A 15307-nucleotide genomic window follows, 5' to 3' on the forward strand; every position below is an offset into this window, starting at 1 on the left:
TATGAAGATGACGCAAGAAATGAAATTATCAAAAAGAGATCGTGTTTCTATTTGGTGGCGTTCCACTTTCATTCAAGGCTCTTGGAACTATGAACGTATGCAAAACGGCGGTTGGGCATTTTCCATGATTCCCGCGATCAAACGATTATATAAATCAAAAGAAGACCGTTCTGCTGCACTGCAACGTCACTTAGAGTTTTTTAATACGCATCCATATGTAGCTTCTCCTATTCTTGGTGTAACTTTAGCACTGGAAGAAGAACGTGCAAATGGTGCTCCGGTTGATGATAAGGCAATTCAAGGGGTTAAAGTTGGAATGATGGGGCCTTTAGCAGGTATCGGGGATCCAATGTTCTGGTTTACGGTGAAACCGATTCTTGGTGCATTAGCGGCTTCTCTTGCTTTGTCTGGCAACATACTTGGACCAATTCTTTATTTTGTTTTATGGAATGTTATTCGTATGGGATTCATGTGGTATTCACAAGAGCTTGGTTACAAAGCTGGTTCCAAAATTACGGAAGACTTATCTGGCGGATTACTTCAAGATATTACCAAGGGCGCCTCGATACTGGGTATGTTCATCCTTGGATCATTAGTTAACCGTTGGGTGAATGTAGCATTTACACCAACGGTATCTGAAGTTGAACTTGACGAAGGTGCTTATATTGATTGGGATAGCTTACCTTCTGGATCTGAAGGAATTAAAACCGCATTGCAACAGCAAGCAGAAGGTCGATCATTAAGTAAATATGATGTAACTACTCTGCAAGACAACTTGGATAGCTTAATTCCTGGCTTAGCTGGATTGTTGATAACACTCCTTTCCATGTGGCTGCTTAGGAAGAAAGTTTCTCCAATTGTGATGATTCTTGGGTTGTTCGTAGTTGGTGTTGTATTCCATGTGTTACACATAATGTAATAAACATTTTTGATATAGGCTTTATCAAGGATTAGATATACAAATAAAGAAGTGCCTCTTGTTAGGAAATACCTTTCATCTATAGAGGCGCTTTTTTATACGATAAGAGGTCATTCACTAAGGAGGCTGCTATGCTTACTATCGGTTATATTGGAAATGGGAAAAGCACAAACAGATATCACCTGCCGTTCGTACTGCAAAGAGAGAATATAAAGGTAAAAACTATTTATCGAAGGAATCCGGAACATGACAGTTGGGATAAGATTGCAGGAGTAAATTATACTTCTGATTTAGATGAGTTATTAAATGACAAGGACATTCAACTCATTGTGGTCTGCACAAAACATGACAGCCACTATGAATACGCAAAATTAGTATTAGAACATAATAAAAACTGTTTGGTTGAAAAGCCTTTTATGGAAACTTCAGAACAGGCAAGAGAAATCTTTGCATTGGCAAAAGAGAAAGGATTAATCGTTCAGGCGTATCAAAACAGGCGCTTTGATAGTGATTTTTTAACAGTTCAAAAGGTCATTGAAGAAGGGAAAATAGGGGACTTGCTGGAAGTGGAAATGCATTATGACTATTATCGTCCCGAAGTACCCGAGTCTGCCCATTCTTTTGATCCTGCTTCGTCATTTTTGTATGGACATGGCTGTCATACACTGGATCAGGTCATCAGCTACTTTGGCAAGCCTGATCATATACATTATGATGTAAGGCAATTATTAGGACAAGGAAGAATGAATGACTATTTCGATTTAGATTTATATTATGGCAGGTTAAAGGTATCTGTAAAATCTAGTTATTTTAGACTTAAAGAAAGACCCAGTTTCGCCGTTTATGGTAAAAGCGGGTGCTTTGTGAAACAAACCAAAGATCGTCAGGAAGAACATTTAAAGTTATTTTACATGCCTGATAACAAGGATTTTGGTATAGATACAATAGAACATTATGGTGTACTGACATATATTGATGAAGAAGGTACAATCCGCGAAGAAAAAGTGAAATCTGTAAATGGTGATTATGGAAACGTATATGATGACTTATATGAAGCTGTCATAAATGGTAAAGATAAAACCATTACAGATGAACAGACGCTGCTGCAAATGGAAATATTAGAAAATGGAGTTAAAAACTTAAAGTAAAATGTAGGGCAAAGCTGATTCTGTTATAGACGTTTTTCAAACATGCCTATCAAAGCTAAGATTCAAAATAAAGAAGAAAGTATATCCCTTAAAACGGATGAAACCAATTATACTTTGAAATTTATCTTGCAATTTTCAAAGCGCAAGTGCATATAGACCAAAAGAAAATGAAGAAAGCCTCATGTCAATGCGTAACGTTGAACGTATCATAAGTAATTGAGGTTTTTGCGAAAAAGTAACAGCACCCTCTAATTTTGATGGAGAGGTGCTGTTTTATTATTTGAATGATTTGTTGCATTAAGGAGAGGTCATAAAAAACCTCTCCATTTTAAATTACTTTATCCTACAAACCGCATCATAAATGAGGGAAAAATATGAAGGCAAAAGTAAAATCAAACATCAAATTAATGGCTTTGAACTAGATTTCTATGCAGGTAAAAATTTTTTTCAATATCTATGCCACCTTCCACCCCCATCCGTTCGATTGTATAGGTGAAAGGAGGGGATGAAAATGGCAGTAGCAGAAAAATATGATTCCACACTACGACTTGTGCTAGATGATGGTGCGGATGTTTTGACTGGTAAACCGATCTACAAAACGAAAAGCTTCAACAATGTCAAAACAGCTGCAACAGCAGATCAGTTGTACGCGATTGCACATGCAATTGCACCACTACAGGAACGCCCGCTTTACAATATTGAACGTAGGGATAGCTCAGAAATTAGAGAGGCATAAGGTCTCTCGTAAATAAAGTAGGAGAGGGGGGAAACCATGAAAAAGCTTGAACTTAAATTCTTAAATAAAGAAGGGAAAACAGTTACGTATTCATTAGAAAAACCCGTTGAACCAGTTGATCCGGCAGCAATCAAAAGTGCCATGGACGAAATCATCGCACAAAATGCGTTCACGTCTACAGGTGGGGATCTTGTCTCCATTAAAAGTGCCCGTGTTGTAGAGCGAAATATTGAGGAAATTGAACTTGTTTAATTGTTAATAGACCCCATTTTAGGTGGGGTCTATTTGGCGCTTAGCACAGGTGCATATTTTTTCTCTTTGAAATAGGCTAATGATAGTTGGGCTGTATTTACTAGATTGTGCTATGTATTGAAATAGAAGGCAAACAGGTTCGTTCTAAACTAAGGGATGCAGAATTCCACAAGCATGTCTCTTTGGATGTTTAGGAAGCGGGGAATACGTGTCTTTATGGGGGATGCGCATTATCTAAACAATATAATCATTTGGAGGAAATAGAACATGAATTACATAAAAGAATTGAATGCATTTTATAATCAAATTACATTTAACTCTATATCAGGATCGGCAGTTGCACTATGGAATACGTTGATGCATTTCAATAATTTATGTGGATGGAAGAAGGAATTTTCCGTGGCGGCCACAATGCTTCAATTAAAATCCGGTGTCAAAGAAAGCTCCTTTAAACGGGCAAGAAATGAACTTCAGGAAAAGGGATATATTGATTTCCAATCAAGAGGAGGCAACCAAGCAGCTATTTATCAAATCATCTCGCAAGTACAAAATCATGAGCAATGTAATGGTTTTGTTGCACCTGCCACAGGCCAAGCGAGTGACTGCACTGTGACCGACAATGCGGACCACAATACGAGCGGCAATATTAAGCGTGATGAGTGTATAAACCACGGGGCCAACGACGGTATGGACCACAGTGTGAACCGGAGTACGAACCACACTGTGGCCCCATTAATTAAACAAATACAAAACGAAACAAAACAAAAAGAAATAGTTATTACAGACGCGATCCGATTTTACCAAGAAAATTTTGGTGTGATCAGTTCGTTTATTTCTGACGATATGTTGAACTGGATAAACGATGTTGGGGAATCCTTGGTTATTGCTGCCATGAAACGAGCGTTGGAGAAGAACAAGGCAAATTGGGGCTATGTAAAAGGAATTTTGCAAGCGTGGGTGAAGAAAGGGATCACGACTGTTGAACAAGCAGAGGCAGATGAAGCAGCGTTTAGGAATCGGCAAAGGCAGTTTCGAGGAAATGAGACTAGAGGGGAGGTTGTTCCAGAATGGTTTGTGGAGCGAGAACGGAAGCAAAAATTTGAAGAACTAAGAAAAGTAGCGGGAATGGAAACTGTACCGGAAGATGAAGCAGCAGAGAGGGCAGAAATAGAAATGTTACTCGCTAAACATTCAAATAAGAGGAAGCTTAAAAAATTAAGCACATAAAGCCAGTGCTGTTATGGTCTATCCTTTTGCAAGTAATCATTTTTCTGTATATTTAACAAATTTTAAACTATAGTTATTTTGACGTATCATAAATGGTGATAAAATAAAGAAGTGAAAAGTATAGGGACAGATCTTCTGTTTTAAATTGCCCATAGAAGCGGCTAAACTGTCCCCATTCTTTATTTTGAAAAGGTGTGTGAAAATCTAATTTCGCAATTTGAATACTTTCTAGTTGATAGGAATTGTTATGACCGTAATGATTTCAAGACAGGCTTAATGGATTAGCTGAATAGGTGTTTTGTTAACATAGAAGTTTTTGTCCTGCTCAGCACAATGGAATTACATTCAAATTGTGCTGCAGGAAGGAAACTTATGGTTCATATAATTTGAATTCATGAAATAAATTAGATAAAGAAATAAATCGTGGAAAAAAGAATACGCTGACAACCTTGGTTTTAATCTTGAGGAAAAGTAGGAGTAAATATGGAAGATTGGTTAATCAAAATTATAAATGAATATGGCTATATGAGTATTGTATTTTTAATTGCAATCGAAAATATTTTTCCTCCAATTCCTTCTGAGATAATTCTTACGTTCGGAGGATTTATGACAACTACATCGAACTTAAGTATTATCGGTGTGGTTATTTCTGCAACAGTAGGGTCAGTTTTTGGAGCGATTGTTCTATATATAATTGGTTTGCAACTTGGCGTGGAAAGATTGGAGAGAATCGTTGATAGATGGGGACGGATTATCCGTTTGAAAATGGACGACATTCACAAGGCTTATTTATGGTTTGACAAATATGGTCTGTGGACGGTTTTCTTTTGCCGCTTTGTTCCTCTCATTCGTAGTCTAATATCCATTCCTGCTGGTATCACGAAAATGAAAATTGGCCTATTTCTTCTGTTTACAACATTAGGCACTTTAATTTGGAACATTGCTCTTGTTTGGTTAGGTGCATCAGTTGGCGCTTCCTGGGAAATGATTGTGGATTATATGGATATTTATTCAGATGCTATTTACACGATGTTGTTCTTAATCGTTATTGTTTTGTATATTTTTGTAAAAAGAAGAAGAAGATAGTCAAATTCAATTGGGAGAATAACCATTTGAACTGAATGAATGGGAAAAATGTACGTATAGAGTCTTTGGTTTGTTAGGTATGACATAAATGGGACTCCGTGGCATACAATTTTATACCGATCAAGAGACGTAATGTGCTAATTATTGAATTCAGCGAATCTTATAGTGCGTGTTCAAAAAGTTGAAAAATTAGAAGCAAGAAGGTCGAGGTAGCGTAGCTTTAAGCCCCGGTTCGTACATAAATAGGTACATGAGGAGGGGAAAAGCAAGCCAACGAAGAAATTCGATGTGTCACTTTTATCGGACTTTTTGAACAACCTCTTATAGAGAAATTTATGAGTTAATGCTACGATAGGCATGTTTGGGTTATATTATCCCGTATAATGGGCGGTAACCCATGCTAATTGTGGTTCTATTATTAAAACAAAAATATTAGAAAACATAAAGTAGAGGAATGTATATGATTAAGGGAAATGTAATTAATGCTGATACATGTTATTTGCTTGCTGAGCAGAAGGCGATGAGTTATTTTAATACACTTTATGATCAGGTTAAACAAAAGACCTATGCCTCTACCCTAACCCAAGATATAAGATTGTGGAAAAAAGATCATATTCAACATTATTCATTCATATCCCTTTTTTCACGTAATAAAGAAAAAAATAGTTCAAAAGGGTACTATGATTATATCAAGTGGTTGAATTATGCAGGAAAACTAGATGATTACCTTGATCGTAGTATTTCCTATATTTTGATGAGGGATATGGGGAAAGACTTAAGCATGCCTGAAACAAGGACAAAAGTTAAGGACATAGTCGGAAATTTAAAAACACAACTGGTTGATTCCAGTGCGACAGACAGTGCAGCGGTTACTGGGATGTTTGGCATGGACTGGTTATATAAATTGGCCCAGAAAGATGGAATTGAAACGACCATGATTTGGCTAATCGATAAACTTAAGATTGTTTCCTCTCACATTCCAGATGAAATAGATGCTGATCGGGCCAAGGTAAAAGTCATTAAAATCATTGCAGGTGTTGTAATGAATGAACTTGAAGAAATTGGGGATGAAATAACGCCCGAAGAACGCACGCAAAGACTTGATAAGGCAATCAGGCTAGGTTACGCCTATGGACTGACCTATCCCTTTATCGATGATCTATTCGATAGCAAAGTGTTATCAGTAGAAGAGGAGAAGCGATATTCTGATATGATCCGTACCACGCTGATTACAGGATCTGTACCAGTATTAGGCGATTGGGATGGGGAAAATAGGGAATTAATTCGTTTTGTACATTCTGAATTGAAAAGTGCATTTGAATATATAAAGGATCAACAGCCTGAAGCGACAAAAAATAACTTTTTGGAGCAGGCCTATGTTTTTTTTCGTTCGCAGGAAGTGGACCGATTAAAGGATCTATCTAATCAATCCTTTACGAATGAAGAGCTTTATACCCCTGTTATATTGAAATCTGCTTCATCCCGATTAATTGTACATTATATAACGAATGGGCCAAAGGAAGAGGAATTTATCAATCGGACATTTTACTATGGTATTTATAATCAGCTATCTGATGATTTGACGGACATGTTTAGTGATCTGGAGGAAGGTTCGGTAACACCTTATACCTATTATTATAAATATCATGATAAGCGTCCAGATTTAATTAACCCATTTGAATTATATTGGGCGGTCGTCTTCAATCTAATTCATAACGTCAATCATTCAGACCCCAAGAGTCGTGAGGTAATATTGGACCGAGCAATAAATAGCCAGAAACGATTAAAGGAGAATTTTGGGGCAGAAAAGTACAAAGAGATAATGGAACTCTTTGCTGCCGGTATTCCAGAGTTTAATAAACTGATCCAGAAAATGGTGCGAAAAGCGGAAGATGTTAACTTCTTTGATAAATTGGTTCGGGATCATATGATAACAACCATGAAAAATGAAAGTAAGCAGCGGGAGCAATTTTCTGAAACGATTAAAACTGTACGTCAACAAATTAATGGTATGTTGAATATTCCTGAGTCTGATGGTATTGCTTCGATGGGGGAACCTATTATCGATGCAGCCAATTACAGTTTAAATGGTGATGGAAAACGACTTCGGCCAATAGTCACTTGGATTATGGGTGTTAATGAATGCGGATTAACAAGCGCAGCAATTGAACCACTAATAAAATCACTAGAATACATGCACACAGCATCGTTAATTTTTGATGATCTTCCATCACAGGATAATGCGTCCATGCGTAGGGGGCGTCCAACATTACATCAGGTTTATAATACTAGCGTTGCTGAATTAACGGGTCTCTTTTTAACCCAGAAGGCTATTGAAGAACAAACATCTCTTGATGCATTCGATCCGAAAACAGTGCTTCGGTTGATTCAATATACGTCTCAATCAACAGCGGACATGTGCAGGGGACAAATGATGGATTTGAATTCCAAAGGGAAACAGTTAACATTAGACCAGTTAAACATGATTTGTTTCTATAAAACAGGGATAGGATTCGAAGCTTCCCTTGTTATGCCAGCAATTCTCTCCAATAAAAGTGAAAGCGAAATTGAAGCTTTAAAAAAGTTCTCCTATCACTTTGGCATAGCTTTTCAAATTAAGGATGATTTACTCGATGTTGAGGGGGATGTCAACTTACTAGGAAAATCAATTGGAATAGATGCTGAAAATAACAATTCAACGTTTGTGTCTATCTTAGGTTCAGAAGGTGCTAAAAAGGCAATGTGGGATCACTATTGTCTCGCAACGGAGGCCTTACAAAAGGTGCCTCGTAATACAGCATTTCTAAAGTTTTTGTTAGACTATAGTATTAGTAGGGATCATTAGGGCTAAGAAGGTCTTTTGATTAGTAATTAGATTATATACTGATAAAAACCATAAAAAATAATCCCTCATGCACTCTAGCAGGTATGTGAGGGATTATTTTTATCTCGCTGCCTACCTCTCTTGACGGGGTTCGGCCTATTGCGGCCACTTCATGTAGTAGCATGGGCAGTCTTTATTATAGTATGCACTTATAATGTTTCTATGTTAACTGTACCACGTAATCAATATTTGTACACACATTTTATTTTTACGCCGGAGGTGAACACATGACCAAGCCTTACAAAAATACAAAACCATTGTTATTTTTAATGGCAGCTATCCTTTTCATTGCTGGTTTGGCTGACTTAAAATATAAAGGATTATTCTTTCGACTGTTACCTGAATCAATTAAAGCCTCTTTAGAAAAATAGAATGGGAAGACATGATAAACTCCCATGCTTCTTTCCTGGCCAAAGATTTTATGTCCCATAAAAGGTAAGTAAATTTACTTATAACAAGACTTTTCGTCAAAAAATTTTTTTGTACGAAAAGTCTTGTTTTAGGTTTGAAATTGTGTGAATATATATGTAAAGACACATGTATGGTCATACAGAATTAATGGGCCCGTTTAAGAAGTAAACTCTGTCTGGGGATGATGGAAATTCGCGTAAAAAGTGATTAAACAGAAGTGCATGGAGGAAGTGATAATCAATTATGAACACATTGAAACTGCGATCGTTAATGGAGCTATTTTTTATGGAAGATCATGGGGAACACGATGTTACAACAGATTCGATTTTTCCAGACGATACGAATGGACAGGTCGTCTTTTTGGCAAAGGGAAATGGCATTTTTTGTGGCGAAGAGGTTGTTAAGATAGGGTTCCACCTATTGCATTCCCAAATTGACATACAGTTGCTTGTCAAAGACGGTGACCCAATTGAAACAGGACAACGGTTGGCGGTTGTTTCAGGAGAAATTTCGAGTCTTTTAAAAGGGGAACGCGTTATCCTTAACCTTATTCAGCGCATGAGTGGCATTGCAACCTTAACTAGAAAGGCAGTAGATACGCTAGATAGCTCTTATACAAGAATTTGTGATACTAGAAAAACGACACCAGGGCTCCGGATGCTTGAAAAATACGCTGTACGCTGTGGTGGAGGCTATAATCATCGATTTGGTCTTTATGATGCAGTGATGATTAAAGATAATCATATTTCGTTTGCTGGCTCAATCAAGCGTGCGATCAAGCTCGTACGTGAAAATATAGGGCATATGGTTAAAGTAGAGGTAGAAACAGAGTCAAAGGAACAAGTAATCGAAGCGATCGAAGCGGGTGCAGACGTAATTATGTTTGATAATTGTACGCCAGATGAAATGAAGGAATATATAAAACTAGTTCCTGCTCATATTATTACGGAAGCGTCAGGTGGCATTCAATTAAACAACTTGGCTTCTTATCGGGATACGAGTGTGCATTATATTTCGCTTGGCTTTTTGACTCATTCATTTAAAGCCCTTGATATCAGTGCGAAAGTCGTAATTGGTGAGTGGCAAAAGTAAATTTTAGTTGAAAAATACAAACGACGACTGCAATAGATTTTAATAGAAGACTTTAAGCGACAGTTTTGAAACATAGAAATTAGTAGGGAGGAACGTTTAAATGACAGTTACTGAAAGGCAAAGCCGCTTAGTTGAGGAAATTCAAGAATGGAAGGAAAAACGTAATGCCATTATACTCGCACACAATTATCAACTTCCAGAAATTCAGGATATTGCTGATGTGTTGGGTGATTCCCTAGGTCTTGCGCGTGCAACAGTGGACACCACTAAAGACGTAATCGTGTTCTGTGGTGTTCACTTTATGGCGGAAACAGCGGCTATATTAAATCCGGGAAAAACCGTGCTTCTTCCAGATCTTGAAGCGGGATGCTCGTTAGCAGATTCAATTACAGTCGAACAGCTCCGTGAATGGAAAGCGCAACATCCAGGCGCAGTTGTAGTTGCTTACGTCAATACAACGGCAGAAGTTAAGGCAGAAAGCGACTATTGCTGTACCTCTTCCAATGCTGTGGATATCGTTCAATCCATCCCTGAGGAAAAAGAGATCCTATTCTTACCGGATATGTTCCTTGGTTCTTTTGTCAAAAGTGAAACAGGTCGTGAAAATATGCATATTTGGATGGGGGAGTGCCATGTTCATGCAGGGATTGCACCATATCAGGTAGATGACGTTCTAACACAGCATCCAGAAGCTGATCTGCTTGTGCATCCGGAATGTGGCTGCTCTACTTCTAGCATGTACTTAATGTCTGAAGGTGTATTACCAAAAGATAAAACTCACATTCTATCAACTGGTAATATGCTAAAGCATTCCAAAAATTCACAGGCTGATGAGTTCATTGTGGCGACAGAGGTAGGAATTATCCATCAGATGGAAAAACAAAACCCTGGGAAACGATTTATGGCAGCTAATCCAGAGGCCGTTTGTCCATTTATGAAAATGATCACACTTGAAAAAGTTTTAGCTGCATTAAAAGAAAACAAGCATGTTATTACGGTTCCTGCCGATACAGCCAAGCAAGCAGAATTGGCTATCGAGCGTATGGTTTCTGTTGGTTAGGTTTATGAAAACGACGTAGGTAACAACAATACATTGAAAAAGAGTCTTAATGAAAGTGCCAGTTTCTAGAAGAACTGGCACTTTTCTATGGAACTTATTTTACATCAATGCCACCTTTCAACCTAGTCCGTTCGATTGTAATGGTGAAAGGAGGGGATGAAAATGGCAGTAGCAGAAAAATATGATTCCTCACTAAGACTTGTGCTAGATGATGGTGCGGATGTTTTGACTGGTAAACCGATCTACAAAACTAAAAGCTTCAACAATGTCAAAACAGCTGCAACAGCAGATCAGTTGTACGCGATTGCACATGCAATTGCACCACTACAGGAGCGCCCGCTTTACAACATTGAACGTAGGGATAGCTCAGAAATTAGAGATGTATAAGTCTCTCGAAAATAAGGAGGAAGGGAGGGTAAACCATGAAAAAGCTTGAACTTAAATTTTTAAATAAAGAAGGGAAAACAGTTACGTATTCCTTAGAAAAACCCGTTGAACCTGTTGATCCGGCAGCAATCAAAAGTGCCATGGACGAAATCATTGCACAAAATGCATTCACATCTACAGGCGGAGATCTCGTTTCGATCAAGAGTGCTCGACTTGTGGAACGAAATGTTGAAGAGATAGAACTTGTTTAATGTTAATAGACCCCATTTGAGGTGGGGTCTATTTGGCGTTTACAGATATACATCTTTAATAAAGGCATGTAGGGATTTATTTTTTTCCATGGTAGACTCCTTTAAAAGGATGTTCAAAATGACTGGTAAAAAAGAGCCTCTTGATAAGGACGATTATATCCGTGATAAGAGCAAATGGGAGGAATTTGGTGAAGAAGCAATTGGAGATATATTAAATAAGTTAGAGCTTTAATCCTTAGCCCCCAAGTATTTCAGGTTTTTTTGAGTGAACAACTATCTAACTCGGGCCTTCTGGCAATGGGATTATTAAAATCATTGAAACTGGATTAGAGAGTTTCAAGGAAAGATTAATAATAAAGACTATGGAGGACGTAGTGGAGCAGAATCATCCAATTAAGTAATTATTTAACGGACCCAACAAGAGGGTGGAATAGGAAGAAAAATAACCCCTTATGCTTTTCAATTCACATAGGAGGGGTTATTTTTTATGGTCAGTTTAAACGATCATCACCGCATCCAATAGGGCACTTATTAAAATAGTTGATAGACCGTCTGAAAAATCTTTACCTTTTCAACAAATATCCCTCTAATTGATGCTTAAATATATATAAACAAAAACTAATGGACTCAATCCATCCCTAAAGATAAAGGGATCCTATTCTTACCAGCTATGTTCCTTGGTTCGTTCGTACAGCGTGAAACAGGTCATGAAAATATGCATATTGGAGGGGGGATGTCACATGTTCATGCAGGGATTGTGCCAGATCAGGTAGAAGACGTTCTAACACCGCATCCAGAAGCTGATCTGCTTGTACATCCAGAGTGTGGCTGTTCTACTTCTAGCATGTATTTAGAGTCTGAAGGCGTGCAGTCAGAAAATAAAACTCATATTCTATCAACTGTTTTTTTCACTTGCCTCAACTTGCCCCTGCATCTCCTATTCCACGGATGTCGTCATTTTTAAAGCATCAAGTGGTATTTTACTAGTCTTCAATTGATACACCATGTTGTTCTCCTGCCAACGAATATCGACATTTACGGAATTTCCCCCACTTGGATAGTCAACGTGAACAATTCCTGTGTCTTTTGGCGCTGGTAAATAATGTGTTTCTAGAAAATCAACCATTAGTCGGGCAATGTCTGGATTATTCATCTGGTCTTTTGTTAACGATGAAATGCTCATGATCCAGTTTCCTTCTTCCCAACTGAAGTATGCATGGCCGGCAGCACCTTCTCCATACCCTTTAATGCCGTGGCCAAGGTCTATTTCAGTCGCATTATTTTCTGGTACTGCTTTCCCATTTATAAAACCATTCAAGTTATTTTTGGCCACTTTAGCCGATGTATATAGGGTTCCAGAAAAAGTAGCAATGTTTTTATCTGATTTAGATTGATAGTCAATTGAATAAATGGATGATGTATTCTTGCTGATATCAGCTGTAACATCCCCATCACTAGGAAATTTGGTTGGTTGTTTAATGTTGGCATCTTTCATCTTCAATTGGTTTGCTACACTATCCCGTGCATCTTTTTTGTTTTCTTTATTGTTTTCGCTTTCCACGTGGGAGTCCTGCTCCACGTCTTGATCCCCTTTATGCTGATCTTTGGAATTTGTATTTCCCTTACTGTTTTGTTTATCCTTATCTTTGTTATCCTTACTTTGATCGTCAGAAGTAACCGAATTGTGATCAGGATTCGCTGGCTTTGTGGATGAATCGTCATGTGATGAGCAACTTGCCAGCAAAACAACGCTTAGCAGAGCCGCAAGTAACTGATAAATTTTTGTTTTCATTATTTTGCTCCCCCTCGCTATTTATCATGTATATTCTGTTCCCTTCATACAATATGATAAACAACAGGATGCAGGGACTGGTCCACCGTTCAAGCTGTAAACGGCAGAGTATTGCGTATTCGGGATAGGAACCTGCCTTCAGCCCCCTTTTTGCTACATATTTCCGGTATTGTGCACCGTCCCAGTACCTCTTACCCCTGTGTGGATAGTCGATGACAACGTTGATAACAGTTGAAGTTATATGGGTTTATATTTTCTTCAATCTTTTTTGTTTGAAAGCCATGTTCTGATAGATAGGTTAATAGAATAGATAAATTGTCAGCTGTATTTTGTTTATCATGCATCAGAATGATTGGTGCCACTCCTGCATTATTTAGCTCTTCTATTTGTCCAATAACCGCATCTACATATTTGTCCCCGGTTAAAGACCAATCACTACTGTCAACATTCCAATCCCACAATTTAAATCGGTTCCCATCTAAAGCCTCTCGATATGATTTTGTTAAGTACGGGACACTACCATAGGGGGTTCGGATCAGATTGGACCTAATTCCTGTAATTTGTTGAAGTGTCTCCTGTGCGGTAGTCATTTCTTCAAGAGCAGATTGTTCAGATTTATAAAAGCGGTTTATATCGTGGGTCACACCATGTAAACCTACAGCATGACCTTCCTCCACTATTCTATTTATAACTTTTGGTAACTCTCTCATAGACGGTTCCAGCATGAAAAATGTTGCTTTAGCATTAAACTGATGTAATGTATCTAAAATATCTGTTGTTACTGAAGTAGGACCATCATCAAAGGTTAAGTAGACAGTCTTTCCTGTATTTCGGGGAACCAACTTGTTATTTGACTGTGACATTTTAGATTCCGTTTTTTGGTAGTCTGGTGAGTCTTTATATTCTGGATGTATATTAGATGTTTTGTTATTTTTCACCTTTAATTCCACCTGATCATGGCCAAAATTACTTTGGCAGGCATGAAAAATGACCAAACAGGCAAGGAAAATAAATAATTTGAGTTTTCTCATGTAAAGACCTCTATTCTATTTCGTTTTCATGCTTGTTGATAGATTAAAATATTGGGATAAAGATTAAAAGGACTTAAGGTAAAGATTGAATAAAATGAAAAGAGCCAACAAAATTAATGACAGATAAAGTCTAAAAATTGGACGGCCTATCAGGAAGACAATTTTATTTTTCTGGGAAATCCCTTAAGAGAACCATTTTAAAATACCTTGTTTTCCTCTCTCTCTTTGTATTCTTTAATCCCTTCAATAATTGAAGTGGCAACACGTGATTGAAAATTGTCAGTTCGCATTTCGGACTCGTCCTGAGGATTCGTGAGATAACCTACTTCTACCAAAGCTGCTGGCATTTTCGTATCCCTTACAACAAATAGATCCTTCTTCATTATTCCCCTACTCTTAAATTCGGTGGCTTCAACCACATGTTTCTGTATAAGCTGAGCAAAAAGGCGGGAATCTTTATGATAATAAAATGTTTCGGTACCTGAAACATTAGGGTTGGAAAAAGTGTTACCATGAATGGATAAATATAAATCTGCGTTTAATTCATTGGCGTATTTTGGTCTATATCGGCTTTCTTGTGAAATAAAGCTATCATCTGTTCTTGTCATAAAAACTTTTATTTCAGGTTCCTGTTCCAACAGCTTTTTCACCTTTTTCGACAAACTTAAAGTAAAATTCTTTTCATACTGGCCACTAGCTCCTGTCGCCCCGTTATCTTTACCGCCATGTCCCGGATCAATTACAACCTTAAGAGCTGAATTACTGTCATTACTGTTTTTATTGTTATTAGGATTATCGTTTTTGTTATCGGAATCGCTAGAGCATGCTGATAATATTAGAATCGGAAGTAAGAGCAATGTAATAAACAACATATTTTTTCTCATGCTTCTGGCTCCTTTCTATTTTTCAAAAGTTTAGGTTTTAACTCATCTATCGTATGATTTCTCCAATTTTTCTGCTGCAATGCCAATCGTTAATCTATCCCTTTCTTTTCAAAGCATCTTTATACTGTTTAAAGATTAATAGAGATA

General features: G+C 37.6%; 16 protein-coding genes. 13 read left to right on the plus strand and 3 right to left on the minus strand.

Annotated features, from left to right (window positions below; translation table 11 throughout):
- Nucleotides 1–7: 7 nt before the first annotated feature.
- The 13 genes from ACW2QC_RS13910 (at nucleotide 8) to nadA (ACW2QC_RS13970) (ending at nucleotide 12417) form a co-directional block, all read left to right on the plus strand.
- Nucleotides 8–919 (plus strand): PTS system mannose/fructose/sorbose family transporter subunit IID, encoded by a 912-nt coding sequence (locus ACW2QC_RS13910; protein WP_457544567.1) that lies wholly within the window; start codon nucleotides 8–10, stop codon nucleotides 917–919.
- Between the two features lie 131 nt (nucleotides 920–1050).
- Nucleotides 1051–2067: an oxidoreductase gene (locus ACW2QC_RS13915; RefSeq protein ID WP_457544568.1), complete on the plus strand. Its 1017-nt coding sequence runs from the start codon at nucleotides 1051–1053 to the stop codon at nucleotides 2065–2067.
- A gap of 511 nt (nucleotides 2068–2578) precedes the next feature.
- A complete protein-coding gene (locus tag ACW2QC_RS13920; RefSeq protein ID WP_457544569.1) occupies nucleotides 2579–2803 on the plus strand; it encodes a DUF1659 domain-containing protein in 225 nt (74 codons plus the stop codon).
- A 36-nt stretch (nucleotides 2804–2839) separates the two neighbouring features.
- Nucleotides 2840–3055: a DUF2922 domain-containing protein gene (locus ACW2QC_RS13925; protein ID WP_457544570.1), complete on the plus strand. Its 216-nt coding sequence runs from the start codon at nucleotides 2840–2842 to the stop codon at nucleotides 3053–3055.
- Nucleotides 3056–3322: 267 nt separating this feature from the next.
- Nucleotides 3323–4282: a DnaD domain-containing protein gene (locus ACW2QC_RS13930; protein WP_457544571.1), complete on the plus strand. Its 960-nt coding sequence runs from the start codon at nucleotides 3323–3325 to the stop codon at nucleotides 4280–4282.
- A gap of 483 nt (nucleotides 4283–4765) precedes the next feature.
- Nucleotides 4766–5368, plus strand: coding sequence for a DedA family protein (locus ACW2QC_RS13935; protein WP_457544572.1), 603 nt, complete (start codon nucleotides 4766–4768; stop codon nucleotides 5366–5368).
- A 460-nt stretch (nucleotides 5369–5828) separates the two neighbouring features.
- Nucleotides 5829–8213 carry a polyprenyl synthetase family protein gene (locus ACW2QC_RS13940; protein ID WP_457544573.1) on the plus strand — a complete coding sequence of 795 codons (2385 nt, stop codon included), beginning with the start codon at nucleotides 5829–5831 and terminating at the stop codon, nucleotides 8211–8213.
- Between the two features lie 266 nt (nucleotides 8214–8479).
- Nucleotides 8480–8623 (plus strand): hypothetical protein, encoded by a 144-nt coding sequence (locus ACW2QC_RS13945; protein WP_457544574.1) that lies wholly within the window; start codon nucleotides 8480–8482, stop codon nucleotides 8621–8623.
- Nucleotides 8624–8906: 283 nt separating this feature from the next.
- Entirely contained in the window at nucleotides 8907–9755 is an 849-nt protein-coding gene (nadC, locus tag ACW2QC_RS13950; protein WP_457544575.1) for a carboxylating nicotinate-nucleotide diphosphorylase, read from the plus strand.
- Between the two features lie 100 nt (nucleotides 9756–9855).
- On the plus strand, nucleotides 9856–10815 hold the full coding sequence (nadA, locus tag ACW2QC_RS13955) for a quinolinate synthase NadA (protein ID WP_457544576.1): 960 nt from the start codon (nucleotides 9856–9858) through the stop codon (nucleotides 10813–10815).
- A gap of 162 nt (nucleotides 10816–10977) precedes the next feature.
- Complete coding sequence (locus tag ACW2QC_RS13960; RefSeq protein ID WP_457544577.1) at nucleotides 10978–11202, plus strand: DUF1659 domain-containing protein; 225 nt, start codon at nucleotides 10978–10980, stop codon at nucleotides 11200–11202.
- Between the two features lie 35 nt (nucleotides 11203–11237).
- Complete coding sequence (locus ACW2QC_RS13965; protein ID WP_457544578.1) at nucleotides 11238–11453, plus strand: DUF2922 domain-containing protein; 216 nt, start codon at nucleotides 11238–11240, stop codon at nucleotides 11451–11453.
- A 634-nt stretch (nucleotides 11454–12087) separates the two neighbouring features.
- Nucleotides 12088–12417 (plus strand): quinolinate synthase NadA, encoded by a 330-nt coding sequence (gene nadA / locus ACW2QC_RS13970; RefSeq protein WP_457544623.1) that lies wholly within the window; start codon nucleotides 12088–12090, stop codon nucleotides 12415–12417.
- Here the strand turns inward: nadA (ACW2QC_RS13970) and ACW2QC_RS13975 are convergent.
- The 3 genes from ACW2QC_RS13975 to ACW2QC_RS13985 form a co-directional block, all read right to left on the minus strand.
- Nucleotides 12391–13245, minus strand: a complete 855-nt coding sequence (locus tag ACW2QC_RS13975) for a hypothetical protein (RefSeq protein WP_457544579.1) — start codon at nucleotides 13243–13245, stop codon at nucleotides 12391–12393. The genes nadA (ACW2QC_RS13970) and ACW2QC_RS13975 overlap by 27 nt on opposite strands.
- Nucleotides 13246–13436: 191 nt before the next feature.
- Nucleotides 13437–14276, minus strand: coding sequence for a polysaccharide deacetylase family protein (locus tag ACW2QC_RS13980; RefSeq protein WP_457544580.1), 840 nt, complete (start codon nucleotides 14274–14276; stop codon nucleotides 13437–13439).
- 197 nt (nucleotides 14277–14473) lie between these two features.
- Entirely contained in the window at nucleotides 14474–15160 is a 687-nt protein-coding gene (locus ACW2QC_RS13985; RefSeq protein WP_457544581.1) for an N-acetylmuramoyl-L-alanine amidase family protein, read from the minus strand.
- Between the last annotated feature and the right edge of the window lie 147 nt (nucleotides 15161–15307).

The organism is Virgibacillus sp. FSP13, from assembly GCF_054048505.1.

What these genes read in the sequence shown, in the direction of transcription:
- ACW2QC_RS13935 (WP_457544572.1), top strand. Translation starts at nt 4,766, where the DNA reads ATGGAAGATTGGTTAATCAAAATTATAAATGAATATGGCTATATGAGT.
- ACW2QC_RS13945 (WP_457544574.1), top strand. Translation starts at nt 8,480, where the DNA reads ATGACCAAGCCTTACAAAAATACAAAACCATTGTTATTTTTAATGGCA.
- ACW2QC_RS13965 (WP_457544578.1), top strand. Translation starts at nt 11,238, where the DNA reads ATGAAAAAGCTTGAACTTAAATTTTTAAATAAAGAAGGGAAAACAGTT.
- nadA (WP_457544576.1), top strand. Translation starts at nt 9,856, where the DNA reads ATGACAGTTACTGAAAGGCAAAGCCGCTTAGTTGAGGAAATTCAAGAA.
- ACW2QC_RS13980 (WP_457544580.1), bottom strand. Translation starts at nt 14,276, where the DNA reads ATGAGAAAACTCAAATTATTTATTTTCCTTGCCTGTTTGGTCATTTTT.
- ACW2QC_RS13940 (WP_457544573.1), top strand. Translation starts at nt 5,829, where the DNA reads ATGATTAAGGGAAATGTAATTAATGCTGATACATGTTATTTGCTTGCT.
- nadC (WP_457544575.1), top strand. Translation starts at nt 8,907, where the DNA reads ATGAACACATTGAAACTGCGATCGTTAATGGAGCTATTTTTTATGGAA.
- ACW2QC_RS13975 (WP_457544579.1), bottom strand. Translation starts at nt 13,245, where the DNA reads ATGAAAACAAAAATTTATCAGTTACTTGCGGCTCTGCTAAGCGTTGTT.
- ACW2QC_RS13915 (WP_457544568.1), top strand. Translation starts at nt 1,051, where the DNA reads ATGCTTACTATCGGTTATATTGGAAATGGGAAAAGCACAAACAGATAT.
- ACW2QC_RS13925 (WP_457544570.1), top strand. Translation starts at nt 2,840, where the DNA reads ATGAAAAAGCTTGAACTTAAATTCTTAAATAAAGAAGGGAAAACAGTT.
- ACW2QC_RS13910 (WP_457544567.1), top strand. Translation starts at nt 8, where the DNA reads ATGACGCAAGAAATGAAATTATCAAAAAGAGATCGTGTTTCTATTTGG.
- ACW2QC_RS13930 (WP_457544571.1), top strand. Translation starts at nt 3,323, where the DNA reads ATGAATTACATAAAAGAATTGAATGCATTTTATAATCAAATTACATTT.
- ACW2QC_RS13960 (WP_457544577.1), top strand. Translation starts at nt 10,978, where the DNA reads ATGGCAGTAGCAGAAAAATATGATTCCTCACTAAGACTTGTGCTAGAT.
- ACW2QC_RS13985 (WP_457544581.1), bottom strand. Translation starts at nt 15,160, where the DNA reads ATGAGAAAAAATATGTTGTTTATTACATTGCTCTTACTTCCGATTCTA.
- ACW2QC_RS13920 (WP_457544569.1), top strand. Translation starts at nt 2,579, where the DNA reads ATGGCAGTAGCAGAAAAATATGATTCCACACTACGACTTGTGCTAGAT.